We start from the raw sequence: 24,225 nt of genomic DNA on the forward strand, positions 1-24,225 counted from the left end.
CACTGTGTATCGATGGTTGTCAATATCGACTACTGTCGATGCGTGACCACCACCCATTTGCCGCTGATCGCCACCACCTGCTGTGCGCCGCTCGTGAAGGAGCCGCTGGATGCCGATGCGGCCGACGACCACGCGCGGACCCTCAAGGCCCTCGCCGACCCCACTCGCTTGCGCCTGCTCTCGATCGTGGCGTCCTCGGTCGGCGCCGAGGCCTGCGTCTGCGACCTCATCGAACCGGTGGGGCTCAGCCAGCCGACCGTCTCGCACCACCTGAAGGTGCTGACCGAGGCGGGTTTCCTCACCCGCACCAAGCGCGGGACGTGGGCGTACTACGCCCTCGTTCCCGGGGCGCTCGAGGAGGTGGCGGCGTGGCTGAGCGCCCCGTGATGGCGCGGGCCCTCGTCGGTGAATTCCTCGGCAGCGCCCTGCTCGCCGTCGTCGTCGTGGGCTCGGGGATCGCCGCGGCATCCCTCTCGCCGAACGACGTGGGCCTGCAGTTGCTCGAGAACGCCTTCGCCACGGCCCTCGGGCTGGCCGTGCTGATCCTCGTCTTCGCCTCCGTGTCGGGGGCGCACTTCAACCCCGTCGTCACGCTCGTCGACGCGGCGCTTCACGGTGCGCGCCCGTCGGCCGTCGCGTCGTACATTCCGGTCCAGATCGTGGGCTGCGTCGCGGGTGCCGTTCTGGCGAACGTCCTCTTCGACGTCTCGTTCGCGTGGAGCACGACCGACCGCGCGAGCGTGCCTCGCCTCGTGAGCGAGGTCGTCGCGACCTGGGGCCTCGTCCTGGTGATCTTCGCGCTCGTGCGCACGGGCCGATCGCACCTTGCGGCGCCCGCGGTCGGCGCCTACATCGGCGCCGCCTACTTCTTCACGTCCTCGACCAGCTTCGCCAACCCCGCCATCACCGTCGGCCGTGCCTTCAGCGACACCTTCGCAGGCATCGCGCCGGCATCCGTCCTGCCGTTCATCGGCGCTCAGCTGCTGGGCGGTGCGATCGGCTGGGCGACGGTGCGGCTGCTCTTCCCGCGCGTCCAGCCGGCGGTCGGCTGAGTGGTCGCCGGCGATACCGGCCCTGAGCGGACGGGTCTGAGGCCCGCAACCACCGCGCACAAGAGGGTCCCCTCGCGTCGTCGTCTTCCCCAGTCGTCGACGCAAGGGGACCTGTCCTGTTTCCCCCCGAAGCTGTTGTCGTTCCCGCGCATGGCGAGGGAACACGGCGTTCAGTCCCCACTTCACACCGTCGGAATCGGGTCGTTCCGACGCTAGCGGAGCGATTCCCTTCGTGTCCACCGTTTGGGGGACATCTGTGGATAAGTAGTGAGTGTCGCCGCATCGGCGGGAGTGGCGGCGGGGCAGCGGGCCGTCGCCGCCGTTGCGCTCTAGAGTGCGGTTCATGACCGAGGAACGCTGGCAGGCGCTGACGAACTGGCCCCTCATCGTCGCGTCCCTGCTGTTCACCGTCGCCTACTCGTGGCAGGTCATCGCCGAGCTCAGCGGGCCCCCACGGATCGTGACCGGGGTCGTCATCGTCGCCACCTGGCTGCTCTTCGTGATCGACTACCTCGTGCGGCTGTGGATCGCGCCGCAGCGGGGTCGGTGGTTCCGGCGCAATCTCGGCACGCTCGCGATGGTCGCGATCCCCGCTCTCAGGCCCCTGCGACTGCTGCGGGTCCTCACGGTGCTCCACGTGATGCGCCGCACCGCCGGCGCCGCGCTGCGCAGCCGGATCATGATCTACGGCGCGGCGGCGGCCCTCCTGCTCATCTACCTCGCGGCGCTGAGCGTGCTGGAGGCCGAGCGCGCCTCGCCCGAGGCGAACATCACGAGCTTCGGAGACGCGCTCTGGTGGGCGTTCGTGACCATCACCACGGTCGGCTACGGCGACTACACGCCCGTCACGGTCCCCGGACGACTCGTCGCGGTGGGACTCATGGTCGGCGGCGTCGCGGTGCTGGGAACCGTCACGGCCACCCTGTCGTCGTGGGTGCTCGAGAGGGCCGCCGCGGGCCACGACGACGAGCAGCCCGCGACGAAGGCGCAGCTGAAGGCGATCTCGACGCAGCTCGAGCAGGTCGCACGGGGATTCGGGGCACCCGCACCCCTCCCGGTGCGCTCCGACGACAGGACGCCGCCCGCTGCTCCGATAGGGTGACTCGGGCGGTTCCACCCGGGAACCCCCGGGAAGGTGCCGCATGGGTCCCGCGAACGACGTGACGACACCCACGTGGGGGGTCTCGCGCGTGCTCGTGCACGTGGCGATCGGCCTGGCCGCCGGCATCCTCTCCGGCATGTTCGGCGTCGGCGGCGGAACGGTCATCGTCCCGCTTCTCGTCCTGCTGCTCGGGTACCCGCAGCGCCTGGCCACCGGCACGTCCCTCGCCGCGATCGTGCCGACCGCGACCGTGGGGGTCATCTCGTACGGCGTCAGTGGCGATGTGGGGTGGGTGCAGGCACTCATCCTCGCCGCCGGAGCGGTCATCGGCGCCCAGGCCGGATCGTGGCTGCTGCCGCGCGTTCCCGTGCGCGCCCTGCAGTTCGGCTTCGCCGCATTCCTCGTCGCCGTCATCGTGAGCCTGTTCTTCATCATCCCGACCCGTGGCGAGCCGTTCGAGCTCACGTGGTGGGCGGTGCTCGGTCTCGTGGGCCTCGGGCTCGTGACCGGCGTCCTCTCCGGGCTGCTGGGCGTCGGCGGCGGCATCGTGGTCGTCCCCGCGCTCATGCTCCTCTTCGGCACGAGCGACCTGATCGCGCGCGGCACGAGCCTGCTCATGATGATCCCCACCGCCGTCTCGGGCACGATCGGCAACATCCGACGCGGCAACGTGAGCCTTCTCGGCGCCGCCATCGTCGGCTTGTCGGCGTGCACGACGACGGCCCTCGGCGCGTGGATCGCCAAGTCGATCGACCCCTTCACGGGCAACGTCGTCTTCGCGGTCTTCCTCGCCTTCATCGGCGGCCAGCTCGTGTGGCGGGCGGCGCGGGGCCGCTCGAAGTGAGACCCGCGGCGCTCGGTAGACTGACCGGGTGCCAGTGAACCCCGAGCTGGTCGGGCGTGTCTTCCCCCCGACCGATCCGTACCTCGTGGGCCGCGAGAAGGTGCGCGAGTTCGCGCGCGCCGTCTTCGCGACCGACCCGTCGCATACCGATCCCGAGGCCGCTCGTGCTCTCGGCTATGCCGACGTCGTGGCGCCTCCCACGTTCGCGATGGTCATCCAAGACCTCACTCTGCAGCAGCTGCTCGCGGAGCCCGACTCGGGCATCGCCCTCGAGCGCACCATCCACGCCGAGCAGCGCTTCCGCTACACGCGGCCGATCGTGGCGGGCGACGAGCTGCGGGCGAGCCTGTCGGTCGTCGGCGTGCGCGCCGTGGGCGGCAACGCGATGGTCACGAGCGAGGCCGAGATCACCGATGCCGCCGGCGAGCACGTGGTGACCGCGACATCCGTCCTGCTGATCGGAGCCGAGTCATGACGCGGGGGAGCGTCGAGGTCGGCACCGTCGTCGCCGACCGCACCGTGCATCTCACGCGCGAGTCGCTCGTGCGGTACGCGGGCGCCAGTGGCGATTTCAATCCCATCCACTACCGCGACGACATCGCCGCCCACGTGGGCCTGCCCGGTGTGCTCGCGCACGGCATGCTCACGATGGGGCTGGCCGGGGCGGCTGTCGTCCCGTGGCTCGGCGACGCCGCGCGCATCCTCGAGTACGGCGTGCGGTTCACGCGGCCGGTCGTCGTCGACGCCGACAGCGGAGCCGACGTGAGCGTGCGCGCCGTCATCGCGCAGGTGGATGCCGAGGCGGGCACCGCGCGTGTCGACCTCACCGTCACGCACGCCGATCAGACGGTGCTCGGCAAGGCGCAGCTGCGCGTACGCCTGGACTGACATGCCCGCGATCGAACCCCTGCCGCTTGCGCGGCTGACCACCCTGCGAACGGGCGGGACGCCCGAGCGGATGTTCGAGGCCCGCAGCCGGGACGAGCTGATCGACGCCCTGCGTGAGACGTGGGACCGCGGCGAGCCCTGGCTGGTCGTGGGTGGCGGGTCGAACCTCTTCGTGGGCGACGACGAATACGACGGCACCGTCGTGCTGGTGCGCACGAGCGGCATCCAGCGCCTGCCCGCGCCCCGGCCGGGGCGTGCCCTCGTGCGCGTGGAGGCCGGGCACGACTGGGACGCGCTCGTCGCCTACACGGTCGCCGAGGGGCTCGCGGGTATCGAGGCGATGTCGGGCATCCCCGGAACGGTGGGGGCGGCCCCCGTGCAGAACATCGGCGCCTACGGCCAGGAGCTGGTGCAGACGCTCGTCGAGGTCGAGCTCATCGACGAGTCGACGGGAGAGGTGTCGGTCGTGCCCGCGGCCGAGCTGGGTCTCGGGTTCCGCACGTCGGTGCTGAAGGCGCATTACGGCTCGGTCGCCGCGCGCTCCGCCGTCATCCTCTCGGTGACTCTCGATCTCGCCGACGTCGGGCACGGCGAGTTCCCGGTGGCGGGCGAGCAGCTGCGCCGCGCGCTGGGGCTGGATGCCGCGGCGACCGTCTCGCTCGCCTGGGTGCGCGATCACGTGCTCGCGACGCGCGCCGCGAAGGGGATGGTGCTCGATGACGCCGACCCGGACACCCACAGCGCGGGCTCGTTCTTCCAGAACGCCATCGTGTCCGAATCCTTCGCCCGCACCCTTCCGCCCGAGTGCCCCCGTTGGCCCGTCGCGCCCGACATCGACCCCGTCACGGTCATCCCGCTCTCCGCGTACCACGGCGTCGTCCCGGCTCCGGTCGGGTCCTCGCCCGACGTCAAGATCAGCGCGGCCTGGCTGATCGAGCACGCCGGGCTCCGCCGCGGCTTCAGGCTGCCTCGCTCGAGGGCGGCGCTCTCGAGCAAGCACGCACTGGCCCTGACCAATCGCGGTGGCGCGAGCGCCGCCGAGCTCGCGGAGCTGGCCCGGTTCATCCAGGGCCGGGTCGCCTCCGAGTTCGGGCTCATCCTGCAGCCCGAGCCCGTGCTGGTGGGCGTCGAGCTCTAGCCCCGCCCCCGCCGTAGCGCCCCGCGCACGGGGTGCGCCGGGCCCGGCGCGCTCAGGCGAACAGTCGCTGCAGGCGCTGGATGCCTTCGACAAGCGCTTCGTCGCCGAGCGCGTAGGACAGGCGCAGGTACCCGCTCGGCCCGAACGCCTCGCCGGGCACGACGGCGACCTCGGCCTGCTCCAGGATGAGGTCGGCGAGCTCGAGCGATGTCGTCGGCGTCGTGCCCGCCCACTCGCGACCGAGCAGGCCCGAGACGTCGGGGTAGACGTAGAAGGCGCCGAGGGGTGTGGGCACCGTGATCCCCTCGATCTTGGACAGCTCGGCGACGATGAGCGAGCGGCGCCGGTCGAAGGCGGTGCGGAACGCCTCCGGCTCGTCCTGCGGGCCGGTCAGTGCGGCGAGCGCCGCGCGCTGGGCGATGTTGTTGACGTTGCTCGAGAGGTGGGACTGCAGGTTCCCGGCCAGCTTCACCGCGTCCTTGGGTCCCGTCATCCAGCCCACGCGCCAGCCGGTCATCGCGTAGGTCTTCGCGACGCCGTTGACGAGCAGGGTCTGGCCGGCGACCTCGGGAACCGCCTCCACGATCGACACGGCACGGGCGCCCTCGTAGACGAGGTTCTGGTAGATCTCGTCCGTGACCACCCAGATGCCGTGCGCCAGCGCCCATTCGCCGATCGCCTTCGTCTCCTCGGGCGTGTAGACCGCGCCGGTGGGGTTCGAGGGCGAGACGAAGACGAGCACGGTCGTGCGGTCGGTGCGGGCCGCCTCGAGCTGGTCGACCGTGACCTTGTACTCCTGGTCGGCGCCCGCGAAGACCTCCACCGGCACGCCGTCGGCGAGGGCGATCGCCTCGGGATAGGTCGTCCAGTAGGGGGCGGGCAGCAGGACCTCGTCGCCGGGGTTCACGACGGTCTGGAACGCCTGGTAGACGGCCTGCTTGCCGCCGTTGGTCACGACGATCTGCGAGGGGTCGACCTCGAGACCGGAGTCGCGGAGGGTCTTGGCGGCTATCGCCTCGCGCAGCACGGGGAGCCCCGCGGCGGGGGTGTAGCGGTAGTTGGCCGGGTCGTGCAGGGCCTCGGCCGCGGCATCCACGATGAACTGCGGCGTCGCGAAGTCGGGCTCGCCCGCCGCGTAGGAGATGACAGGGCGCCCCGCCGCCTGCAGGGCCTTGGCCTTGGCGTCGACCTTGAGGGTCGCCGATTCGGCGATCGCGGACAGCTTGCGGGAGAGAGGAGCGCGTTCGGTCACGCAATGAAGCGTAGTCGGCCGCGTATGCCGCGGCGGTGGTACACCGCGGGGCACGCGGCCCGGGAGTGCGGGCTGCGGTCCGGCACGCCGCGCGAGACACCGCTTCTGCGGCGAAACCCCGCGCGTCGCGTGGTGGCTCGCCGCAGAAGCGGTGTCTCGGTGCGCGGTCAGAGCTCGACGAGGTGCCGCGCGTAGGCCGTCAGCGTCAGGAAGGCGGGGAACTCCTCGCGGAGGGCCACCTCCCGGAAGATGTCGGCGGCGTCATCGAACCGATCGCCGTCGGCGCGCGGCGCGGCATCCAGCACGTCGTCGATGAGCCCCTCGACGTACTCGCGGGTGATGCGCGTGCCGTCGGCGAGCTCGCGGTCCTGGTGGATCCACTGCCAGATCTGCGAGCGGGAGATCTCGGCCGTCGCCGCATCCTCCATGAGGTCGTCGATCGCGACGGCGCCCTGACCCCGCAGCCACGCCTCGATGTAGCGGATCGCCACCGACACGTTGCCCCGCACGCCGGCCTCGGTGATGGGCAGGCCGATGTGCACGTCCAGGAGATTGGATGCCGTCACGGCGACGTCCTCGCGCCGGCGGTCGAGCTGGTTCGGGCGGTCGCCCAGCACCGCGTCGAACTCCGCCATCGCGGTGGGGATGAGGTCGGGGTGCGCGACCCAGGTGCCGTCGAACCCGTCGCCCGCCTCGCGCTTCTTGTCCGCGGCGACCTTCTCGAACGCCCGCGCCGTCACCTCCGGGTCGCGACGGTTCGGGATGAACGCGCTCATGCCGCCGATCGCGTGCGCGCCGCGGGCGTGGCATGTCTTGACCAGCAGCTCGGTGTACGCCCTCATGAAGGGCACGGTCATCGTCACCTCGCTGCGGTCCGGCATCACGAACCGGGCGCCGCGACCCCGGTAGTTCTTGATGATCGAGAAGATGTAGTCCCAGCGGCCGGCGTTCAGCCCCGCGCAGTGGTCGCGCAGCTCGAACAGGATCTCCTCCATCTCGAACGCGGCGGGCAGCGTCTCGATCAGCACCGTGGCCCGCACCGTGCCGTGGGGCAGGCCGACGTAGTCCTCGCTGAAGGTGAACACGTCGTCCCACAGCCCCGCCTCCTCGGACGATTCCAGCTTCGCCAGGTAGAAGTACGGTCCGCGCCCGGCATCCACGAGCGCGCGGGCGTTGTGGAAGAAGTACAGCCCGAAGTCCACGAGCGAACCGGATGCCGTCATCCGGCGACCGGCGCGGTCGGTGTACTCCATGTGGGCCTCGCTCAGGTGCCACCCGCGGGGGCGCATCACGATGGTCGGTGTGCGCTCGGCCGTGACCTCGTAGCGCTTGCCCTCGGGGCTCGTGAAGGAGAGCTGCCCGCGGATCGCGTCGCGCAGGGCGAGCTGGCCCCCGACGACGTTCCGCCAGGTGGGGCTCGTGGCATCCTCCTGATCGGCCAGCCACACCTTCGCACCCGAGTTCAGGGCGTTGATCGTCATCTTCGGGTCGGTCGGCCCGGTGATCTCGACCCGGCGGTCCTCGAGCCCGGGGCCGGCGCCGGCGACCCGCCACTGCGTGTCCTCGCGGATGTGGGCGGTGTCGTCGCGGAAGCCCGGGTCGCGGCCGTTGCCGATCTCGAACCGGCGCCGCATGCGGGCCGCGAGCCGGTCGTGGCGCCGACCGCCGAAGCGGGCGTGCAGCGCCGCGACGAAGGCGACGGCATCCGGGGTGAGGATCTCGTCGAAGCGCTCGTGCATGGTCCCGAGGATCTCGAACCCGGCGGGTGCCCCAGTGGTCGGGGTCGTCGGTGCGGTCGGGGGAGGGGCGATGAGGGTCATGGTCGTTTCCTGTCGAGTGGGAGGACGTCTGCACGGGCCGTGGTGCGGATGGCGACCCGCGGGAGCGGCGAGGCGCCGCGGCGTCGTGCAGACGTCCTCGATGAGTCGGATCAGTGGAACTGCTGGGCCTCGGTGGATCCCACGAGGGCGAGGGTCGCGCTGTCGGGGTTGAGCGCGGTGGAGACGACGTCGAAGTAGCCGGTCCCGGCTTCCCGCTGATGCTTGGTCGCGGTGTATCCGCGCGCCTCGGCGGCGAACTCGGCCTCCTGCAGCTCGACGTAGGCGCTCATGGCGCGCTCGGCGTAGCCCTGGGCCAGGTCGAACATGGAGTAGTTCAACGCGTGGAAGCCGGCGAGGGTGATGAACTGGAACTTGTAGCCGAGGTCGGCCAGCTCCTGCTGGAACGTCGCGATCTGCGCGTCGTCGAGGTGCCGCTTCCAGTTGAAGCTCGGCGAGCAGTTGTAGGCCAGCAGCTTCCCGGGGTACTCCGCGTGGATCGCCGCGGCGAAGGCGCGGGCGAGTTCGATGTCGGGCTCTCCCGTCTCGACCCAGATCAGGTCGGCATAGGGCGCGAACGCCAGACCGCGGCTGATCACGGCATCCAGCCCGGGGCGCACGCGGTAGAAGCCCTCGCTCGTGCGCTCGCCGGTGGTGAACTCCCGGTCGCGCGGGTCGACGTCGCTCGTGAGGAGGTCGGCCGCGAGCGCATCGGTGCGGGCGATGATGACGGTGGGCACTCCCGCGACGTCGGCGGCCAGGCGCGCGGCGTTGAGGGTGCGGATGTGCTGCTGCGTCGGCACGAGCACCTTGCCGCCCAGGTGACCGCACTTCTTCTCGCTCGCGAGCTGGTCCTCCCAGTGGATGCCGGCGGCTCCGGAAACGATGAGCGACTGCGCCAGCTCGAAGGCGTTGAGCGGTCCGCCGAAGCCGGCCTCGGCATCCGCGACGATGGGCGCCATCCAGTCCTGCGTGACCGAACCCTCGGCGTGCTCGAGCTGGTCCTGCCGCAGCAGGGCGTTGTTGATGCGGCGCACGACCGCGGGCACCGAGTTGGCGGGGTACAGCGACTGGTCGGGGTAGGTCTGGCCGGCCAGGTTGCCGTCGGCGGCGACCTGCCATCCGCTCAGGTAGATGGCCTTCAGCCCGGCCCTGACCTGCTGCACGGCCTGCCCGCCCGTGTATGCCCCGAGTGCGCGGATGTAGTCCTCCGTGTGGAGCAGGTTCCAGAGGTTCTCGGCTCCCCGGCGGGCCAGGGTCGCATCCTCGCGGACGGTGCCGCGGATGCGGATGACGTCGTCGGCCGAGTAGGTGCGCGAGACCCCGTCCCACCGCGGGTCGGTGTCCCACTCCTGCTGCAGCTCGGCGGCGGTCTGGGTCTGGTCTCCGGCGCGCAGCGGCGGGTTTCCGGGGGTGGCCTGGATCGACATTCGAGCTCTCCTTCGTTGGATGCGGGGGCGGTGAGGCTCCGCGCAGGTGGTCGTGAAGCCACTATCTGTGAAGTCGCGGGGCGAGAATGAAGATTCGAGGGGAGAAGTTTGCGCATTCTTCTTCGTCCGTGACAGAATCCCCGCCATGGCGATCGCAGAAGTCACCGAAGACGAGGATGCCGAGGCCGACGCGCTCACGATCGGTCGCCGCATCCGGCAGCTGCGCACGGCGCGCGGGATGACCCTGGAGTCGCTCGCCGGCGCCGTCGAGCGGGCCCCGAGCCAGCTGTCCATGATCGAGACCGGCAAGCGTGAGCCGAAGCTCACGCTGTTGCGGGCGATCGCGAAGGCGCTCGGGGTCAGCATCGACGCGCTGCTGGAGGCGGAGCCCCTCGATGAGCGCGCGTCGCTCGAGATCGCCCTCGAGCGCGCGATGAAGGGGCAGACGTTCCAGGCCCTCGGCATCCCGTCGTTCCGGATCGGCAAGGCGGTCCCCGACGACGTGCTGCGGGCGATGCTCGCCCTGCAGGGGGAGATCGATCGCCTCCGCGACGAGCGGGCCGCGACACCGGAGGAGGCCCGGCGCGCGAACGTCGATCTGCGGCACCTGATGCGCAGGCAGGACAACTACTTCGCCGAGCTCGAGGAGCAGGCGGGGCGGATCCTCGAGGCGGTGGGCCACCCCGGCGGCCCGCTGACGCAGCGCACGGCGTCCGACATCGCCGCGCACCTGGGATTCACGCTGCACTACGTCCCGGATCTCCCGCAGACGACCAGAAGCGTCGCCGACCTCCGCCACGGGCGCCTGTACCTGTCGAGCAGGATCGCGGCGAAGGCCGACCCGCGCACGGCGGTGCTCCAGGCGCTCTCGAGCAGGATCCTCGGCCACTCCGAGCCGCGCAGCTACGCCGAGTTCCTGCGTCAGCGGGTGGAGACGAACTACCTCACGGGCGCCCTGCTGATCCCCGAGGCGCACGCCGTGCCGTTCCTGGCCGAGGCCAAGGCCGCCAAGGCCATCTCGATCGAGGACCTCCGCGACGCCTACTCCGTGTCGTACGAGACGGCCGCCCACCGGTTCACGAATCTCGCGAGCGTGCACCTGGGCATCCCCGTGCACTTCCTGAAGGTGCACGAGTCGGGCACGATCACGAAGGCCTACGAGAACGACGACGTGAACTTCCCGACCGACCGGCTGGGATCGATCGAGGGGCAGATGTGCTGCCGCCGGTGGACGAGCCGCGTCGTGTTCGACGTCGACGACCGGTTCAACCCGTACTACCAGTACACCGACACCGGCAACGGCACCTACTGGTGCACGGCCCGCGTCGAGCACTCCAGCGAGGGTGCGCACTCCGTGAGCGTCGGCGTACGCTTCGATGACACCAAGTGGTTCCTCGGGCGCGACACGAACAACCGCGGTGTCTCGAAGCACTCGGTCGAGGTGTGCTGCCGTCGGGCCCCCGCCGAGCTCGAGGCGGAGTGGCGCGATCAGGCCTGGCCCAACGTCCGCACGCCCCGCACCCTGCTGGCAACGCTGCCCACCGGCGCGTTCCCCGGCGTGGACACCACCGAGGTGTACGAGTTCCTGCAGTCGCACGCGCCGGCCTGAGGGCCGCTCCGGGCGGGAGGCGGTGGGGCGGTCGCCGTCACTCGAGCGCGCGCAGGTCGTTCCAGAGCTCGGCGCGCGCGGTGAACGAGGCGAGGTCGACGCCGAGCAGGCGCGACGCGAGCGCGACGTGGGCGCGGAGGGTGTGACGATGGATGCCGAGGGCCGCCGCGCTCGCCTGGCCGCTCCCGTCGTTCTCGAGCCACGCGCGCAGCGTACCCACGAGGTCGGTGCCGGCAGCCTCGTCATGATGCAGCACCGGGGCGAGCCGCGCGCGTGCGACCTCGCGGGCCGCGGGCCGATCGACGAGCGAGAGGATGCCGCCGCTGACGGCGTCGCCGAACCGCGCGACGCCGGTGCCGCTCACCCGCGCCCGGGCGATGCGCGCCTGTCCGAGGCCCGCCGCGAAGCGCTCCCACGGCACCGGATCGGACAGCCCGACGCTCAGCTCATGCTCGGCCGCGGCATCCGCGATCGCCTGATGCGCGGCGGTGTCGGCGGCGCCGCACGTGATGACCAGGCCGTCCTCGATCCTCCCGAAGAGCAGGCTGGGCCCCCCGTCTGTGCCCGCCCCCTCGAGGGTTTCGCGCAGGGCATCGCGACGCACGGGGGTCGTGTCCGTGAGCGCGACGACGACCGGGGCCGGGGGGAGGCCGCCCCAGAGCCCGCGCGCCACCCGCCGCGCGCCCGGGACGTGTCCCGCGATGAGCAGATGCATGAGGCTCGAGCGCAGCTGCGCCCGTGCACGGGACAGGTCTCGGCCCTGTTCGAGGGCCAGGTCCGCCATGGCGATCACCGCGGTGACGACGCCGCGGGCCTCCTGATCGAGTTCGCCCTCCACCGCGACGACGCCCCGCAGCTCGCCGCTGCGCCCCAGGGTCTGCAGGGTGAAGCCGCGCTCGCCGACGCGCAGGGTGGATGACGCGCGCGCGCCGCGCCGGAGCACACGCCGTGCCTCCTCGGCCACGTCGGGGGGCGCGGCGTCGTCGCTGTCGCCGTGCGATCGGCGCAGCTGCCCCGCGGCGTCGAAGAGCCCGACCCACGCGCCGATCTGGTGCGACAGCTCGGCGAGCGTCGCCCCGAGCCCGTCGGTGCGGAAGGCGGCGAGGGCGATGGCGTGCTGGGCGGACAGCGACCAGCTGCGTCGCGCGTACGCCTGCGCGGCGATGGCCTCGGCGTTCGCCCGCGCGATCGCGATGAACGGCGTGCGGTAGGGCACCTCGAACAGGGGGAGTCCCGCACTCTCGCACGCGGCGGCGAGCGGTTCGGGGATGCCCGCGCGCACGACCTCGGTGCCGAATCCCAGCGCGACGACGCCGCGCGCGGTGAGGCGCGTCACATAGGCGGCGTATGCGTCGTCCTCCTCGAAGCCGGCGAACTGCGTGCCCGTCGTGAGGAGGGCGAGGCCCTCGGAGAGGAAGGGAGTGGGGTCGGCCAGGTCGGAGCTGTGCACCCAGCGGATGGGGCGGTCGAGCGAGTCGGGCGCCAGCGCGCTCGCCGGGATGGCGAGGCGCAGCGTCAACTCCGCACGCGACAGCAGCGCGCGAAGTGTCGGGGTGGGAGCATCCATGGCCATGTTTCAGGTGTACACCCTGTACAGGTGTGGCGCGATATTCATACAGGATGGCGGATGCCGCGCGCGGTCGGTCGCCCTACGCTCGCGCTCATGAGCATCACCGACGCCCCCGTCACGGCCCCTGTCGGGGGCCCCTCTCTGCGTCAGGAGCGCCGGCTCGTCACCGGCCTTCCCGGCCCTCGATCGCGGGCCGTCCTGGATCGCAAGGCCGCCGCCGTCGCCGCGGGCGTCGGGCACACGGTGCCGATCGCGGCCGTCGCTGCGGGCGGCGGGGTGGTCGTCGACGCCGACGGCAATTCGCTCATCGACTTGGGGTCGGGCATCGCGGTCACGACGGCCGGGAACGCGAACCCGCGCGTCGTGGCGGCGGTGACCGAACAGGTCGCGCGGTTCACCCACACCTGTTTCATGGTGTCGCCCTACGAGTCGTACGTCGCCGTGGCGGAAGCCCTCAACAGGCTCACGCCGGGAGACCACGAGAAGCGCTCCGCCCTGTTCAACTCCGGCGCGGAAGCGGTCGAGAACGCCGTGAAGATCGCCCGCAAGCACACGGGGCGCCAGGCCGTCGTCGCCTTCGACCACGCCTACCATGGGCGCACCAACCTCACGATGGCGCTCACGGCCAAGAACATGCCCTACAAGCACGGCTTCGGCCCGTTCGCGGGGGAGGTCTACCGCGCGCCGCTTTCCTACCCGTTCCACGACCGGCTCACCGGGCCCGCCGCCGCGGCCCGCGCGATCACGCAGATCGAGAAGCAGGTGGGCGCCGAGAACGTGGCGGCGGTCGTCATCGAGCCGATCCAGGGGGAGGGCGGGTTCATCGTGCCCGCCGACGGCTTCCTGAATGCGCTCGTGGACTGGTGTCGCGACAACGGGGTCGTCTTCATCGCCGACGAGGTGCAGACGGGCTTCGCCCGGACCGGCCGGTGGTTCGCGAGCGAGCACTTCGGCATCGTCCCCGACCTCGTCGTCACGGCGAAGGGCATCGCCGACGGCCTTCCGCTGTCGGCCGTCACGGGCCGCGCCGAGATCATGGATGCCGCCCACACCGGCGGCCTGGGCGGCACATACGGGGGCAACCCGCTCGCGTGCGTGGCGGCGCTCGCCGCGATCGATACCTACGAGGAGGACGGCCTGCTCGAGCGCGCCGCCGAGATCGGCGCGCTGCTGACCTCGAGGCTGACCGCGCTCCAGGAGCGCGACCCCCGCGTCGGCGATGTGCGCGGACACGGCGCCATGATCGCGGCGGAGTTCGTGGATCCGGCGACCGGCGAGCCCGACGGCGCCCTCACGGCCCGGGTCGCACGCGCGTGCATCGCGGAAGGGGTCATCGTCCTGACGTGCGGCACGGACGGCAACGTCATCCGCTTCCTTCCTCCCCTCACCATCTCCGACGCCCTGCTGAACGAGGGGCTCGACGTGCTCGAGTCCGCCCTCGCCGCCGCTTGAGACAAGGGAGCACGAACGCATGAACGAGATCACCCGTGACGTCGTCGTCGTCGGGGCGGGCGCGGCGGGCCTGACGGCCGCGAACGACCTGCGCAAGGCCGGCCTCTCCGTCGCCGTGCTCGAGGCGCGCGACCGCATCGGCGACGGCTGTGGACCGACGAGATCGACCGCGCGCTCCTGGAGATCGGCGGCCAGTGGGTCTCGCCGGATCAGGACGCCCTCATCGACACGATCGCCGAGCTGGGACTGGAGATGGACCCCGACTACGGCAGCGGCACGGAGTGGTTCGGCCTCGGCAGCGTCTTCGTGCTCGGCGTCGTCATCATCGGTCTCGGATTCGTGATCATGGTGAGCCAGCGCTTCCGCAGCCCCGCTTTCTTCCGGGGCGAGACCCTGTCCCTCGATGCACCGATCAGCGCACGACGCGCACGTAAGGAGTCGATCCGATGAGTCCCACCTCCCAGGCCGAAGCCGCCCTGCTCGCCTCCGTCCCCTCGGGCCTGTTCATCGGCGGGGAATGGGTGGATGCCGCGGGCGGTCGCACGTTCGATGTCCGCGATCCCTCGACGAACGCCGTCGTGAAGACGATCGCCGACGCCGGCCCGGAGGACGGGATCCGCGCCCTCGACGCGGCGGTCGCGGCGCAGGAGGCATGGGCGGCGACCGCGCCGCGCACGCGCAGCGACCTGCTCCGCCGCGCGTTCGACCTCGTCCGGGAGCGGGCCGAGGACCTGGCTCTGCTGATGACGCTGGAGATGGGCAAGCCGCTCACCGAGGCGCGGGGGGAGGTGACGTACGGGGGCGAGTTCCTGCGCTGGTTCAGCGAGGAGGCCGTCCGGATCAACGGCCGGTACGGACTCAATCCGGAGGGGACGGGCCGGATGGTCGTCTCGCAGCGGCCGGTCGGCCCCTCCTTCTTCATCACGCCGTGGAACTTCCCGCTCGCGATGGCGACGCGCAAGATCGCCCCCGCGCTCGCGGCCGGATGCACCGTGGTGATCAAGCCCGCGGAGCTGACGCCGCTGACGACGCTGCTGTTCGCGTCGATCCTGCAGGAGGCGGGGCTTCCCGCCGGCGTCGTCAACGTCATCACGACGACCGCGTCGGGGGACGTCTCGGCTCCGATCATCGCCGACCCGCGGCTTCGCAAGCTGTCGTTCACGGGCTCGACCCCCGTGGGGCGCAAGCTGATCGCGCAGGCGGCCGAGGGCGTGCTGCGGGTGTCGATGGAGCTCGGAGGCAACGCCCCCTTCGTCGTCTTCGAGGACGCCGATCTCGACGAGGCCGTGGACGGGGCGATGGCGGCGAAGTTCCGCAACATCGGTCAGGCCTGCACCGCCGCCAACCGCTTCATCGTGCACGCGGACATCGCCGAGGCGTTCGCGGCGCGGGTCACGGAGCGCGTCGCGGCGATGCGCGTCGGCCGCGGTACCGAGGACGGGGTCCAGATCGGACCGCTCATCGACGACAGGGCGGTGGCCAAGGCATCCGACCTCGTCGCCGATGCCGTCGCCCGGGGCGCGCGCGTGCTCACCGGCGGTGAGGCCATCGAGGGCGAGGGCACGTTCTTCGCCCCGACGGTCGTGTCGGACGTGGCACCGGGAAGTGCGATCCTGCAGGAGGAGATCTTCGGGCCGGTGCTCGCGATCTCGACCTTCGAGACCGAGGAGGAGGCCGTCCGGCTCGCCAACGACACCGAGTACGGGCTCGTCTCGTACGTCTTCACCCAGGATCTCGCCCGGGGCCACCGGATGATCGACCACCTGGAGACGGGCATGATGGGCCTGAACGTCGGGGTCCTCTCCAACGCCGCGGCGCCCTTCGGGGGAGTGAAGCAGTCCGGGGTCGGCCGCGAGGGCGGCCTCGAAGGCATCCACGAGTACCTCTCGACCAAGTACACGCTGATCCCCGTCGGCTGACGGCGATCCGGAACGGAGCGATCATGACCGACTACGCCGTCGTCAACCCGGCAACGGGGGAGACCCTGTCGACGTACCCGACGTTCACCGATGCGCAGGTCGAGGCGGCGGTCGGGGCCGCCGACGGGGCGTACCGCGGATGGGCGCGCGGGAGTGCCCCCGCCGAGCGCGCCGACCTGCTGCGACGGGTGGCCGAGCTGCACCGCGAGCGCCGCGACGACCTCGCCGCGATCATCGTGCGCGAGATGGGCAAGCCCCTCGCGGCGGCGGAGGGCGAGGTGGACTTCGCCGCCGACATCACGGAGTTCTACGCCGACAACATCGAGGCGATCACGGCGGACCAGCCGATCGACATCCTCGGGGAGGGGAGCGCGGTCATCCGCCGCTCGCCGCTCGGCGTGCTCCTGGGCATCATGCCCTGGAACTTCCCCTACTACCAGGTCGCCCGCTTCGCCGCCCCGAACGTCGCCCTCGGCAACACGATCCTCCTCAAGCACGCCCCCCAGTGCCCCGAGTCGGCCGCGGCGATCGAGGCCATGTACCGGGATGCCGGATTCCCTGAGGGCGTGTACGTGAACCTCTACGTCACGAACGACCAGGCGGCGACGATCATCGCCGACCCTCGCGTGCAGGGAGTGTCGGTGACCGGATCGGAGCGCGCGGGCTCGGCCGTGGCGGAGCAGGCCGGTCGTCACCTGAAGAAGGTCGCGCTCGAGCTCGGCGGGTCGGACCCGTTCATCCTGCTCGCCACCGACGATCTGGACGCGGCGGTGCGCGCCGCCGTCGATGCGCGCCTGGACAACAACGGGCAGTCGTGCAACGCGGCCAAGCGCTTCATCGTCGTCGACGGGCTCTACGAACCCTTCGTGGAGAAGTTCGCCGCGGCGATGGCCGCCGCGACGCTCGGCGACCCGTTCGCCGAGGACACCGTCCTCGGCCCCCTTTCGTCCCTCGCCGCCGCGGAGCGCCTCGACGAGCAGGTGCAGAGGGCCCTCGCGCAGGGGGCGGAGCTTTTGACCGGCGGGACCCGCGACGGGGCCTTCTATCCGGCGACGGTGCTCACGGGGGTGACCCCGGAGATGGATGCCTACCGGGAGGAGTTCTTCGGGCCCGTCGGCGTCGTCTACCGCGTCTCGGGCGAGGAGGAGGCCCTCGAGGTCGCCAACGGCACGCCCTTCGGGCTGGGGTCGTACGTCTTCACGACCGACGAGGCGCAGGCCCAGCGCATGGCCGACCGGCTCGAGGCGGGGATGGTCTACGTCAACCTCGTCCTGGCCGACTCGCCGGAGCTGCCCTTCGGTGGCGTCAAGCGCAGCGGCACGTCGCGCGAGATGGGTCTGCTCGCGGCCGACGAGTTCGTCAACAAAAAGCTCGTGCGCGTCGGTCCGTAGCTTTCGCACGGCGCGGGGCGTAGCGGTGCCGCGGCATCCGCGCCACCATAGGGAGAGGAGGTCTGCCCATGGACGAGACGCAGGATGCCGTCGCCCGGCTCAACGACAAGGAGTGCTGGGAGCGGCTGCGCACGCAGCAGCTGGGCAGGCTCGTCACGAACGTCGGCGACGTGCTCGACATCTTCCCCGTCAACTACGTCGCGGACGCCGGGGCGCTGTACTTCCGCACGGCGGAGGGGAGCAAGCTCTTCGAGCTGACCGTCAACGACGAGGTGCTCTTCGAAGTCGACGACCATACCGACTCGGATGCCTGGAGCGTCGTCGTGCGAGGGTGGGCGAAGCGGCTCGACACCGCCGACGAGGTGGAGGCGGCCGACGGCCTCGGGTTGCACCCGTGGGTCCCGACGCTGAAGTACAACTACGTGCGGATCACCCCCCACACACTCACGGGACGCGCCTTCGCGTTCGGGCCCGAGCCCGACCGCTACGGCATCGCCGAGTACTGAGAGCGGTTCGCGACCGCGACGGGGCATGCCGTACACTGGAGCGTGCAGTGGAAAACTGCATTCTTTCGCCGTGCCCGGCGTTCGGGTCAATCCCTACTCCGTGCGGCGGACGAGTGCGGGTCCGCGAGGTCGCAAGACCTCTAGGGCGGTAGCTCAATTGGCAGAGCAGCGGTCTCCAAAACCGCAGGTTGCAGGTTCGATTCCTGTCCGCCCTGCGCGTCAGCGTCGAGCTGACACACGAAAGGTACATCCAGGTGAGTGCAGTGGCCCAAGACGAGCCGAACGGCGAGATCGTCGCGGCGGGCGGGAAGTCGGCGGGCGGAAAGCGCCCGAACATCTTCTCGCGCATCGCGTTGTTCATCCGCCAGGTGTTCGCCGAGCTGCGCAAGGTCGTCACCCCCACCCGTCAGGAGCTGCTGAAGTTCACGGCGGTCGTGCTCGCGTTCGTCGTGATCATGATGGCGGTGGTCTACGGACTCGACTTCGTCTTCTCCTGGATGGCCTCGGTCGTGTTCGGCGCCCCCGGCCAGCTGGTGGGCTCCTGAGACCTGGGTGCGACGCGCCCGATGAGACAGCGCGGTGGGCCGGTTGAACGGCGCCGCACGACGGAAGTGATCCTGTGACCGACAGACATCTCGACGACGCCGACTGGGCGACTGCCGCTGAGCAGTCCAGCGAGGACGACGAAGCCCAGGAAGGCTCGATCCTCGCCGACCAGGAGCGCTCGGTCGAGCCGGCCGAGCACGCCGCCCTCCACGTGGTCGACGAGGACGCCGAGCCCGAGAACGTCTCCGACGAGGACGACGTGGAAGTCAGCGACCCGGAGGCCGACGCGATCGTGAACGACGCTCTGAACATCGATGAGGCCGCCGAGGCCGAGGCCGCGGCCGAGGTCCTCACCGACGATCTGGCCGACGAGGCGGCCGAGCGCGACGCGGAGGCCGCCGACGAGGTGGCGCCCTACGACGGCCCCGAGCCCGAGGGCGACGTCGTCGCCGATGAGGAGCCCGAAGAGGTCGACCCCTACGAGGCGTTCCGCGCCGACCTGCGCGTCCTGCCGGGCAAGTGGTACGTCATCCACTCCTACGCCGGCTTCGAGCGCAAGGTGAAGGCCAACATCGAGCAGCGCAAGTCGACGCTCGAGGTCGAGGACGACATCTACCAGGTCGAGGTCCCGATGGAGGACGTCGTCGAGATCAAGAACGGCCAGCGCAAGATGGTCACGCGCGTGCGCATCCCGGGCTACGTGCTCGTGCGCATGGATCTCAACGAGGACACCTGGTCGGTCGTGCGTCACACGCCGGGAGTCACCGGCTTCGTGGGCAACGCGCACAACCCCACGCCGCTGCGGTTCGAGGAGGCCTTCAACATGCTGAAGTCCCTCGTCGAGGTGAAGGACGTGCCCGCCGCCAAGTCGGGTGCCGCGAAGGGCTCGCCGACGCAGGCGCGCTCGATCCCGGCCGAGGTCGACTTCGAGGTCGGCGAGACGATCACGATCAAGGAGGGTTCGTTCGCGGGCCTTCCCGGCACGATCAGCGAGATCAAGCCCGAGAGCGGCAAGCTCACGGTCCTCGTCTCGCTGTTCGAACGAGAGACTCCGGTGGAACTGAGCTTCGATCAGGTGACGAAGCTCTAGCGCGCCGGTACCGCTGCCCGGAAAGGCCGGGTTCGCGGGAGACGCGGATGCCGCGGCATCCGTTTCGACGAAAGGAAAACACATGGCACCCAAGAAGAAGGTGACCGGCCTGATCAAGCTCCAGATCAACGCCGGAGCCGCCAACCCGGCGCCGCCGATCGGGCCCGCGCTCGGTCAGCACGGCGTCAACATCATGGAGTTCTGCAAGGCGTACAACGCGGCGACCGAGGCCCAGCGCGGCAACGTCATCCCCGTCGAGATCACCGTCTACGAGGACCGCAGCTTCACGTTCATCCTCAAGACGCCCCCGGCAGCCGAGCTGATCAAGAAGGCCGCCGGCGTCGCCAAGGGCTCGCAGACGCCGCACACGACCAAGGTGGGCAAGCTCACCAAGGACCAGGTGCGCGAGATCGCCCAGACCAAGCAGCCCGACCTGAACGCGAATGACATCGAGGCCGCCTCGAAGATCATCGCCGGCACCGCCCGTTCCATGGGCATCACGGTTGAGGACTGAGGGGGATAACGACCATGGCTACCAAGTCCAAGGCCTACCGGGCCGCCGCGGCGAAGATCGCCGCTGACACGTTCTACACGCCCACCGATGCCGTCGCCCTGGCGAAGGAGACCGGTTCGGCGAAGTTCGACTCGACCGTCGAGGTCGCGCTCAAGCTCGCCGTCGACCCCCGCAAGGCCGACCAGATGGTGCGCGGCACCGTCATCCTGCCCCACGGCACCGGCAAGACCGCCCGTGTGATCGTCTTCGCGACCGGCCCCGCGGCCGAAGCGGCGATCGCTGCGGGCGCCGACGAGGTCGGCGGCGCCGAGCTCATCGAGAAGGTCGCGGGCGGCTACACGTCGTTCGACGCGGCCGTCGCCACGCCCGAGCTGATGGGCCAGGTCGGCCGTCTCGGAAAGGTGCTGGGCCCCCGTGGCCTCATGCCGAACCCGAAGACCGGCACCGTGACCCCCAACCCGGCCAAGGCCGTCGAGGAGATCAAGGGCGGAAAGATCGAGTTCCGCGTCGACAAGCACGCCAACGTCCACTTCGTGGTCGGCAAGGCGTCGTTCTCGGCCGAGCAGCTCGACGAGAACCTGAAGGCCGCGCTCGATGAGATCGTGCGCCTCAAGCCCTCGAGCTCGAAGGGCCGCTACATCCAGAAGGGTGCCGTGTCGACCACGTTCGGCCCCGGCATCCCGCTGGACGTCAACGCGCTCTGACGCATCGTCACGACAGGAAGGCCCTCGCTCCGGCGGGGGCCTTCCTGCGTGCGGGCGGCTCGCGCAACCCCCCCGTCCCCTGTCACGAACCGCTCGGGCCGCGGGGCGCCGCGAGCGGTTCGTGACAGGGGAGCGGGACGCCGCGAGCGGTTCGTGACAGGGGAGCAGGGGTCAGGGGCGCCGCGAGCGTCAGGCGGGCCAGACGAGGCTGACGCCCAGGGCCACCATGACGACGGCGATGACGGCGTCGAGCGCACGCCACGCTGCGGGCGAGCGCAGGAGCGGCGCCAGCAGGCGGGCGCCGTAGGCGAGAGCGGTGAACCACAGCACGCTGCCGGCCACGGCCCCGACAGCGAACCACCACCGGTCGTCGCCGTGGGTGTTCGCGATCGACCCCAGCAGGAACACGGTGTCGAGATAGACGTGGGGGTTCAGCCAGGTCAGCGCCAGGCACGAGAGGATCACCGCCCTGCGCGTCTGCGGCGCCGTCCGCGTCGTTGTTGCGGGCGCGCCCGCCCGCGCCGTGGGCCGATAGGAGCGCTCCACCTCGGCCACGCCGGCGTCCTCGCCGCGCCAGGCGCGTCGTGCCGCGAGGATGCCGTAGCCCACGAGGAAGAGCGCTCCCGCCCACCGCACGGCCGTGATCAGCCACGGCAGCTGGGTGAGGACGAGACCGATGCCGGCGACGCCCGCGATGATCAGCGCGGCATCGCTGGACATGCACACGAGCGCCACCGCGAGGGTGTGCTGCCGGCGCAGGCCCTGCCGCAGCACGAAGAGGTTCTGCGCGCCGATCGCGATGATGAGGGAGAGGCCCAGGCCGAGACCTGCGAGCGCCGAGGTGATCACGATGCGACGATACGGCGATCGCCCACTTCAGTGAAGCTCAGGTTACTTCATGTGCATTAGCGTGGCTTCATGAAGATTGCGCCGGATCTCGCTGCCACGGTGCTCGCCGTCGTGGACGAGGGATCCTTCGAGTCCGCCGCGCGCCGGCTGCACGTCACCCCGTCCGCCGTGAGCCAGCGGATACGGGCGCTGGAGGATGCCCTGGGTGCCGTCCTGCTCGTGCGCGCGAAGCCGCCGCGACCCACCGAGGCGGGGGCGACGATCGTCCGGCTGGCCCGGCAGCAGGCGTTGCTCGAGCAGGAGGCGCTCACGGAGCTCGGCGTCGAGGACCGGCTCGGCCGGGTGCGCCTGTCGGTGGCGGTGAACGCGGACTCGCTCGCCACGTGGTTCCTGGATCCGCTCGCGCGGCTCGCCGAGCGTCTGCCCGTCGTGTTCGAGGTGCACCGCGACGACCAGGACTTCACCGCACGGCTTCTCTCCGACGGCACGGCGGTGGCCGCCGTCACCGCCCAGAGCGCGCCGGTGGCGGGCTGTTCGGTCTCCGCACTGGGGGCGATGGTCTACGAGGCCTACGCGACGCCCGCGTTCGTCCGGCGCTGGTTCCCCTCCGGCGCGACCGTCGAGGCGCTCGCGGACGCGCCCGTCGTCGACTTCGACCGCCGGGACGACCTGCAGACGCGCTGGATCCGGGAGCGGGGCGCGTCCGCCGCCTCCCCGCCGCGACACTTCATCCCGGCGTCGGCGGATTTCGCGACGGCGGTGCGCTCGGGAATCGGGTGGGGGATGCTGCCGGACGATCAGGCGCGCGACGCCGTCGCGGCCGGAGCGCTGCTGCCGCTCGGGGGCCCCGGCATCCGCGTGCCCCTGTACTGGCAGCAGTGGAACCTGCATTCGACGCTGCTGGCGGCGGTGGCGGACGAGGTCTCCCGGGCGGCGCGTTCGGCCCTCGCCCCGATCAGTCGTCGCTGACGCGGAGCACGATCTTCCCGCGGGTGTGCCCCGCCTCCAGCGCCCGGTGGGCGGCGGCGGCATCATCCAGGTCGAAGACCTCGTCGATGTAGACCGCGACGGCGCCGGAGGAGAGCAGGCGCCCGATGGTGGCGAGCGCGCCGCCGTCGGGAATCACCTTGTACGTGCTCGCCCGCACGCTCGCGGCCGCGGCGTCTTCCGCGAAGGTGGGCCAGCTTCCGGTGGGGACGTTGATGATGAGTCCTCCCGGTCGCAGGACGCTCAGCGACCGCGATCCGACGCGGCCCGCCGCGTCGCCGACCAGGTCGATGACGACATCGACGTCGCCGACGACGTCTTCGAAGCGGGTCGTCGTGTAGTCGATGACGACCGCCGCGCCGAGCTCGCGCTGCCAGGCGGCGTTGCGCCCGGAGGCGGTGGTGGTGACGTGCGCGCCGAAGTACGCGGCGAACTGCACCGCGAAGTGCCCCACCCCGCCGCTGCCGGCGTGGATGAGGATGCGCTGGCCCTCGTGGGCGTGTGCCGTCTCCACCACCAGGCCCCAGGCGGTGAGGGCCGCCAGGGGCACCCCCGCCGCCTCGACGTGGGAGAGGGCGCTCGGCATCTTCGCGACCGAGAGCGAGGATGCCACGACATACTCCGCGTACGTGCCCGGCGTGCGGGGGAACGCGGCCATGCCGAACACGGCGGTGCCCGGCTGGAGCGGGTGGGTCTCGTACGGCGCCTTGACGACGACGCCGCTGAAGTCGAAGCCGGGCACGGTCGGGCCGGCGCCGAGCGCTGCGGCGACGCCCCGGCCCGCGCGCGTCTTGACGTCGATCGGATTCACGCCCGCCGCCACGACGCGGATGAGCAGCTCGCTGATGACGGGGAAGGGGGTGGCGACCCGCCCCGGACGCAGAACCGAGGCATCGCCCGGCTGATCGAAGATCGCGGCCCGCATCGTCTCCGGAACGGGCGGTGAACCCGGCTCGATCGTGGCCACGCCCTGCGGCGGGTGGGAACCCATCGCCTCCCCCTTACTGCGCGACGTCGCGCGTGCCGCACGTTGCTGATGTGGCACCAGTAAAGCCCATCATTGTCTCCGCGGTGTTACGCCGGTGCTACCGCACCGTCAACGTCCCGGAGCCTCGCCGGATGTCAGCGCGTGGAGCAGGCGGGCGAGGGTGCGGATGTCGTCGACGTGCCAGTCCGCGAGCGTCGCCGCGAGCCCTCCGCCGTCGCGGGAGCGGGCGTCCTCGAGGCGGGCGATGCCCTCCGGCGTGGCGGAGATCAGGCTCGAGCGGCCGTCGCCGGGATCGGGGCGGCGCTCGACGAGGCCGAGGCTCTCGAGTTCCCGCACCGTGCGACTGACCTGCCCCTTGTCGGCCGTCAGGGCCTCGGCGAGGGCGGACGGGGTGAGAGGTCCGTGGCGCACGATCGTGGTGAACGTCTTGTATGCGACCGGCAGCATCCCGGGGCTCAGGCGCTGCGCGCTGGCGTGGATGACCTTCCGGAATCGGGCGATCAGCTCGCCGAACTCGGATTCGAGAGCGCGCACCGCGTCGGTCCGTTCGTCCGGCGAGCCGATTCCGTCCATGACC

25 protein-coding genes, 1 tRNA gene and 1 pseudogene are annotated in these 24,225 nt (G+C 71.1%); 20 read left to right on the forward strand and 7 right to left on the reverse strand.

Features of this window, described 5'->3' with window-relative positions:
• Positions 1 to 12 precede the first annotated feature (12 nt).
• The 7 genes from RYJ27_RS02795 (at position 13) to RYJ27_RS02825 (ending at position 5,024) form a co-directional block, all read left to right on the forward strand.
• Complete coding sequence (locus RYJ27_RS02795; RefSeq protein ID WP_422732858.1) at positions 13 to 387, forward strand: ArsR/SmtB family transcription factor; 375 nt, start codon at positions 13 to 15, stop codon at positions 385 to 387.
• Entirely contained in the window at positions 387 to 1,052 is a 666-nt protein-coding gene (locus tag RYJ27_RS02800; protein ID WP_330171966.1) for an MIP/aquaporin family protein, read from the forward strand. The genes RYJ27_RS02795 and RYJ27_RS02800 overlap by 1 nt, the downstream gene beginning before the upstream one ends.
• Positions 1,053 to 1,395: 343 nt before the next feature.
• Positions 1,396 to 2,154 (forward strand): potassium channel family protein, encoded by a 759-nt coding sequence (locus RYJ27_RS02805; protein ID WP_330171246.1) that lies wholly within the window; start codon positions 1,396 to 1,398, stop codon positions 2,152 to 2,154.
• A gap of 40 nt (positions 2,155 to 2,194) precedes the next feature.
• Positions 2,195 to 2,998 (forward strand): sulfite exporter TauE/SafE family protein, encoded by an 804-nt coding sequence (locus RYJ27_RS02810; protein WP_330171247.1) that lies wholly within the window; start codon positions 2,195 to 2,197, stop codon positions 2,996 to 2,998.
• Between the two features lie 28 nt (positions 2,999 to 3,026).
• Positions 3,027 to 3,473 carry a MaoC family dehydratase N-terminal domain-containing protein gene (locus tag RYJ27_RS02815; RefSeq protein ID WP_330171248.1) on the forward strand — a complete coding sequence of 149 codons (447 nt, stop codon included), beginning with the start codon at positions 3,027 to 3,029 and terminating at the stop codon, positions 3,471 to 3,473.
• Complete coding sequence (locus RYJ27_RS02820) at positions 3,470 to 3,886, forward strand: MaoC/PaaZ C-terminal domain-containing protein (protein WP_330171249.1); 417 nt, start codon at positions 3,470 to 3,472, stop codon at positions 3,884 to 3,886. The genes RYJ27_RS02815 and RYJ27_RS02820 overlap by 4 nt, the downstream gene beginning before the upstream one ends.
• 1 nt (position 3,887) lies before the next feature.
• The gene (locus RYJ27_RS02825; RefSeq protein WP_330171250.1) at positions 3,888 to 5,024 is read left to right on the forward strand and encodes a UDP-N-acetylmuramate dehydrogenase; all 1,137 of its coding nucleotides are present in this window, start codon (positions 3,888 to 3,890) and stop codon (positions 5,022 to 5,024) included.
• A gap of 52 nt (positions 5,025 to 5,076) precedes the next feature.
• On the opposite strand, the gene RYJ27_RS02830 is transcribed toward RYJ27_RS02825, so the two are convergent.
• The 3 genes from RYJ27_RS02830 to aceA form a co-directional block, all read right to left on the reverse strand.
• Entirely contained in the window at positions 5,077 to 6,276 is a 1,200-nt protein-coding gene (locus RYJ27_RS02830) for a pyridoxal phosphate-dependent aminotransferase (protein ID WP_330171251.1), read from the reverse strand.
• 167 nt (positions 6,277 to 6,443) lie between these two features.
• On the reverse strand, positions 6,444 to 8,096 hold the full coding sequence (aceB, locus tag RYJ27_RS02835; RefSeq protein WP_330171252.1) for a malate synthase A: 1,653 nt from the start codon (positions 8,094 to 8,096) through the stop codon (positions 6,444 to 6,446).
• Between the two features lie 110 nt (positions 8,097 to 8,206).
• Entirely contained in the window at positions 8,207 to 9,523 is a 1,317-nt protein-coding gene (gene aceA / locus RYJ27_RS02840) for an isocitrate lyase (protein WP_330171253.1), read from the reverse strand.
• 145 nt (positions 9,524 to 9,668) lie between these two features.
• On the opposite strand from aceA, the gene RYJ27_RS02845 reads away from it, so the two are divergent.
• Positions 9,669 to 11,132 carry a helix-turn-helix domain-containing protein gene (locus RYJ27_RS02845; protein ID WP_330171254.1) on the forward strand — a complete coding sequence of 488 codons (1,464 nt, stop codon included), beginning with the start codon at positions 9,669 to 9,671 and terminating at the stop codon, positions 11,130 to 11,132.
• 37 nt (positions 11,133 to 11,169) lie between these two features.
• Here the strand turns inward: RYJ27_RS02845 and RYJ27_RS02850 are convergent, their stop codons facing one another.
• Positions 11,170 to 12,705, reverse strand: coding sequence for a PucR family transcriptional regulator (locus tag RYJ27_RS02850; RefSeq protein ID WP_330171255.1), 1,536 nt, complete (start codon positions 12,703 to 12,705; stop codon positions 11,170 to 11,172).
• 90 nt (positions 12,706 to 12,795) lie between these two features.
• Here RYJ27_RS02850 and gabT point away from each other — a divergent pair, with 90 nt between their 5' ends.
• From gabT to rplA, 11 genes and pseudogenes are all read left to right on the forward strand, one after another.
• On the forward strand, positions 12,796 to 14,154 hold the full coding sequence (gene gabT, locus RYJ27_RS02855) for a 4-aminobutyrate--2-oxoglutarate transaminase (protein WP_330171256.1): 1,359 nt from the start codon (positions 12,796 to 12,798) through the stop codon (positions 14,152 to 14,154).
• Positions 14,155 to 14,173: 19 nt separating this feature from the next.
• A pseudogene (locus tag RYJ27_RS02860) lies at positions 14,174 to 14,430 on the forward strand (FAD-dependent oxidoreductase); the annotation flags it as partial.
• Positions 14,407 to 14,604, forward strand: coding sequence for a hypothetical protein (locus tag RYJ27_RS02865; protein WP_330172084.1), 198 nt, complete (start codon positions 14,407 to 14,409; stop codon positions 14,602 to 14,604). The pseudogene RYJ27_RS02860 and the gene RYJ27_RS02865, both read left to right, overlap by 24 nt.
• Positions 14,601 to 16,073: an NAD-dependent succinate-semialdehyde dehydrogenase gene (locus RYJ27_RS02870; protein ID WP_330171257.1), complete on the forward strand. Its 1,473-nt coding sequence runs from the start codon at positions 14,601 to 14,603 to the stop codon at positions 16,071 to 16,073. Before RYJ27_RS02865 ends, RYJ27_RS02870 begins: the two co-directional genes overlap by 4 nt.
• A 23-nt stretch (positions 16,074 to 16,096) precedes the next feature.
• Positions 16,097 to 17,464, forward strand: a complete 1,368-nt coding sequence (locus RYJ27_RS02875) for an NAD-dependent succinate-semialdehyde dehydrogenase (protein ID WP_330171258.1) — start codon at positions 16,097 to 16,099, stop codon at positions 17,462 to 17,464.
• A 68-nt stretch (positions 17,465 to 17,532) separates the two neighbouring features.
• The gene (locus RYJ27_RS02880) at positions 17,533 to 17,970 is read left to right on the forward strand and encodes a pyridoxamine 5'-phosphate oxidase family protein (protein WP_330171259.1); all 438 of its coding nucleotides are present in this window, start codon (positions 17,533 to 17,535) and stop codon (positions 17,968 to 17,970) included.
• Positions 17,971 to 18,112: 142 nt separating this feature from the next.
• Positions 18,113 to 18,185 (forward strand) — tRNA-Trp (locus RYJ27_RS02885).
• A 48-nt stretch (positions 18,186 to 18,233) separates the two neighbouring features.
• Positions 18,234 to 18,515, forward strand: coding sequence for a preprotein translocase subunit SecE (secE, locus tag RYJ27_RS02890; protein ID WP_330171967.1), 282 nt, complete (start codon positions 18,234 to 18,236; stop codon positions 18,513 to 18,515).
• Between the two features lie 74 nt (positions 18,516 to 18,589).
• Entirely contained in the window at positions 18,590 to 19,606 is a 1,017-nt protein-coding gene (nusG, locus tag RYJ27_RS02895) for a transcription termination/antitermination protein NusG (RefSeq protein WP_330171260.1), read from the forward strand.
• 82 nt (positions 19,607 to 19,688) lie between these two features.
• Positions 19,689 to 20,120 (forward strand): 50S ribosomal protein L11, encoded by a 432-nt coding sequence (rplK, locus tag RYJ27_RS02900; protein ID WP_330171261.1) that lies wholly within the window; start codon positions 19,689 to 19,691, stop codon positions 20,118 to 20,120.
• 14 nt (positions 20,121 to 20,134) lie between these two features.
• Complete coding sequence (gene rplA / locus RYJ27_RS02905; RefSeq protein ID WP_330171262.1) at positions 20,135 to 20,824, forward strand: 50S ribosomal protein L1; 690 nt, start codon at positions 20,135 to 20,137, stop codon at positions 20,822 to 20,824.
• A gap of 189 nt (positions 20,825 to 21,013) precedes the next feature.
• Here the strand turns inward: rplA and RYJ27_RS02910 are convergent, their stop codons facing one another.
• On the reverse strand, positions 21,014 to 21,673 hold the full coding sequence (locus RYJ27_RS02910) for a LysE/ArgO family amino acid transporter (protein WP_422732859.1): 660 nt from the start codon (positions 21,671 to 21,673) through the stop codon (positions 21,014 to 21,016).
• A gap of 69 nt (positions 21,674 to 21,742) precedes the next feature.
• Between RYJ27_RS02910 and RYJ27_RS02915 the strand changes: the two genes are divergently transcribed.
• Positions 21,743 to 22,642 carry a LysR family transcriptional regulator ArgP gene (locus RYJ27_RS02915; protein WP_330171263.1) on the forward strand — a complete coding sequence of 300 codons (900 nt, stop codon included), beginning with the start codon at positions 21,743 to 21,745 and terminating at the stop codon, positions 22,640 to 22,642.
• Here the strand turns inward: RYJ27_RS02915 and RYJ27_RS02920 are convergent.
• Both RYJ27_RS02920 and RYJ27_RS02925 read right to left on the reverse strand, forming a co-directional pair.
• Positions 22,629 to 23,651 carry an NADP-dependent oxidoreductase gene (locus tag RYJ27_RS02920; RefSeq protein ID WP_422732860.1) on the reverse strand — a complete coding sequence of 341 codons (1,023 nt, stop codon included), beginning with the start codon at positions 23,649 to 23,651 and terminating at the stop codon, positions 22,629 to 22,631. The genes RYJ27_RS02915 and RYJ27_RS02920 overlap by 14 nt on opposite strands.
• Positions 23,652 to 23,756: 105 nt before the next feature.
• Positions 23,757 to 24,221, reverse strand: coding sequence for a MarR family winged helix-turn-helix transcriptional regulator (locus RYJ27_RS02925; protein ID WP_330171264.1), 465 nt, complete (start codon positions 24,219 to 24,221; stop codon positions 23,757 to 23,759).
• Positions 24,222 to 24,225 lie beyond the last annotated feature (4 nt).

Origin of the sequence: Microbacterium limosum (assembly GCF_036324365.1) — a bacterium.
Taxonomy (GTDB): domain Bacteria; phylum Actinomycetota; class Actinomycetes; order Actinomycetales; family Microbacteriaceae; genus Microbacterium; species Microbacterium limosum.

Bases quoted from the DNA above. Each gene is read 5' to 3' on its own strand.
- RYJ27_RS02795 (WP_422732858.1), top strand. From the start codon at position 13: ATGGTTGTCAATATCGACTACTGTCGATGCGTGACCACCACCCATTTG.
- RYJ27_RS02800 (WP_330171966.1), top strand. From the start codon at position 387: ATGGCGCGGGCCCTCGTCGGTGAATTCCTCGGCAGCGCCCTGCTCGCC.
- RYJ27_RS02805 (WP_330171246.1), top strand. From the start codon at position 1,396: ATGACCGAGGAACGCTGGCAGGCGCTGACGAACTGGCCCCTCATCGTC.
- RYJ27_RS02810 (WP_330171247.1), top strand. From the start codon at position 2,195: ATGGGTCCCGCGAACGACGTGACGACACCCACGTGGGGGGTCTCGCGC.
- RYJ27_RS02820 (WP_330171249.1), top strand. From the start codon at position 3,470: ATGACGCGGGGGAGCGTCGAGGTCGGCACCGTCGTCGCCGACCGCACC.
- RYJ27_RS02825 (WP_330171250.1), top strand. From the start codon at position 3,888: ATGCCCGCGATCGAACCCCTGCCGCTTGCGCGGCTGACCACCCTGCGA.
- aceB (WP_330171252.1), bottom strand. From the start codon at position 8,096: ATGACCCTCATCGCCCCTCCCCCGACCGCACCGACGACCCCGACCACT.
- aceA (WP_330171253.1), bottom strand. From the start codon at position 9,523: ATGTCGATCCAGGCCACCCCCGGAAACCCGCCGCTGCGCGCCGGAGAC.
- RYJ27_RS02845 (WP_330171254.1), top strand. From the start codon at position 9,669: ATGGCGATCGCAGAAGTCACCGAAGACGAGGATGCCGAGGCCGACGCG.
- RYJ27_RS02850 (WP_330171255.1), bottom strand. From the start codon at position 12,705: ATGGCCATGGATGCTCCCACCCCGACACTTCGCGCGCTGCTGTCGCGT.
- gabT (WP_330171256.1), top strand. From the start codon at position 12,796: ATGAGCATCACCGACGCCCCCGTCACGGCCCCTGTCGGGGGCCCCTCT.
- RYJ27_RS02865 (WP_330172084.1), top strand. From the start codon at position 14,407: ATGGACCCCGACTACGGCAGCGGCACGGAGTGGTTCGGCCTCGGCAGC.
- RYJ27_RS02870 (WP_330171257.1), top strand. From the start codon at position 14,601: ATGAGTCCCACCTCCCAGGCCGAAGCCGCCCTGCTCGCCTCCGTCCCC.
- RYJ27_RS02875 (WP_330171258.1), top strand. From the start codon at position 16,097: ATGACCGACTACGCCGTCGTCAACCCGGCAACGGGGGAGACCCTGTCG.
- RYJ27_RS02880 (WP_330171259.1), top strand. From the start codon at position 17,533: ATGGACGAGACGCAGGATGCCGTCGCCCGGCTCAACGACAAGGAGTGC.
- rplK (WP_330171261.1), top strand. From the start codon at position 19,689: ATGGCACCCAAGAAGAAGGTGACCGGCCTGATCAAGCTCCAGATCAAC.
- rplA (WP_330171262.1), top strand. From the start codon at position 20,135: ATGGCTACCAAGTCCAAGGCCTACCGGGCCGCCGCGGCGAAGATCGCC.
- RYJ27_RS02915 (WP_330171263.1), top strand. From the start codon at position 21,743: ATGAAGATTGCGCCGGATCTCGCTGCCACGGTGCTCGCCGTCGTGGAC.
- RYJ27_RS02920 (WP_422732860.1), bottom strand. From the start codon at position 23,651: ATGGGTTCCCACCCGCCGCAGGGCGTGGCCACGATCGAGCCGGGTTCA.
- RYJ27_RS02925 (WP_330171264.1), bottom strand. From the start codon at position 24,221: ATGGACGGAATCGGCTCGCCGGACGAACGGACCGACGCGGTGCGCGCT.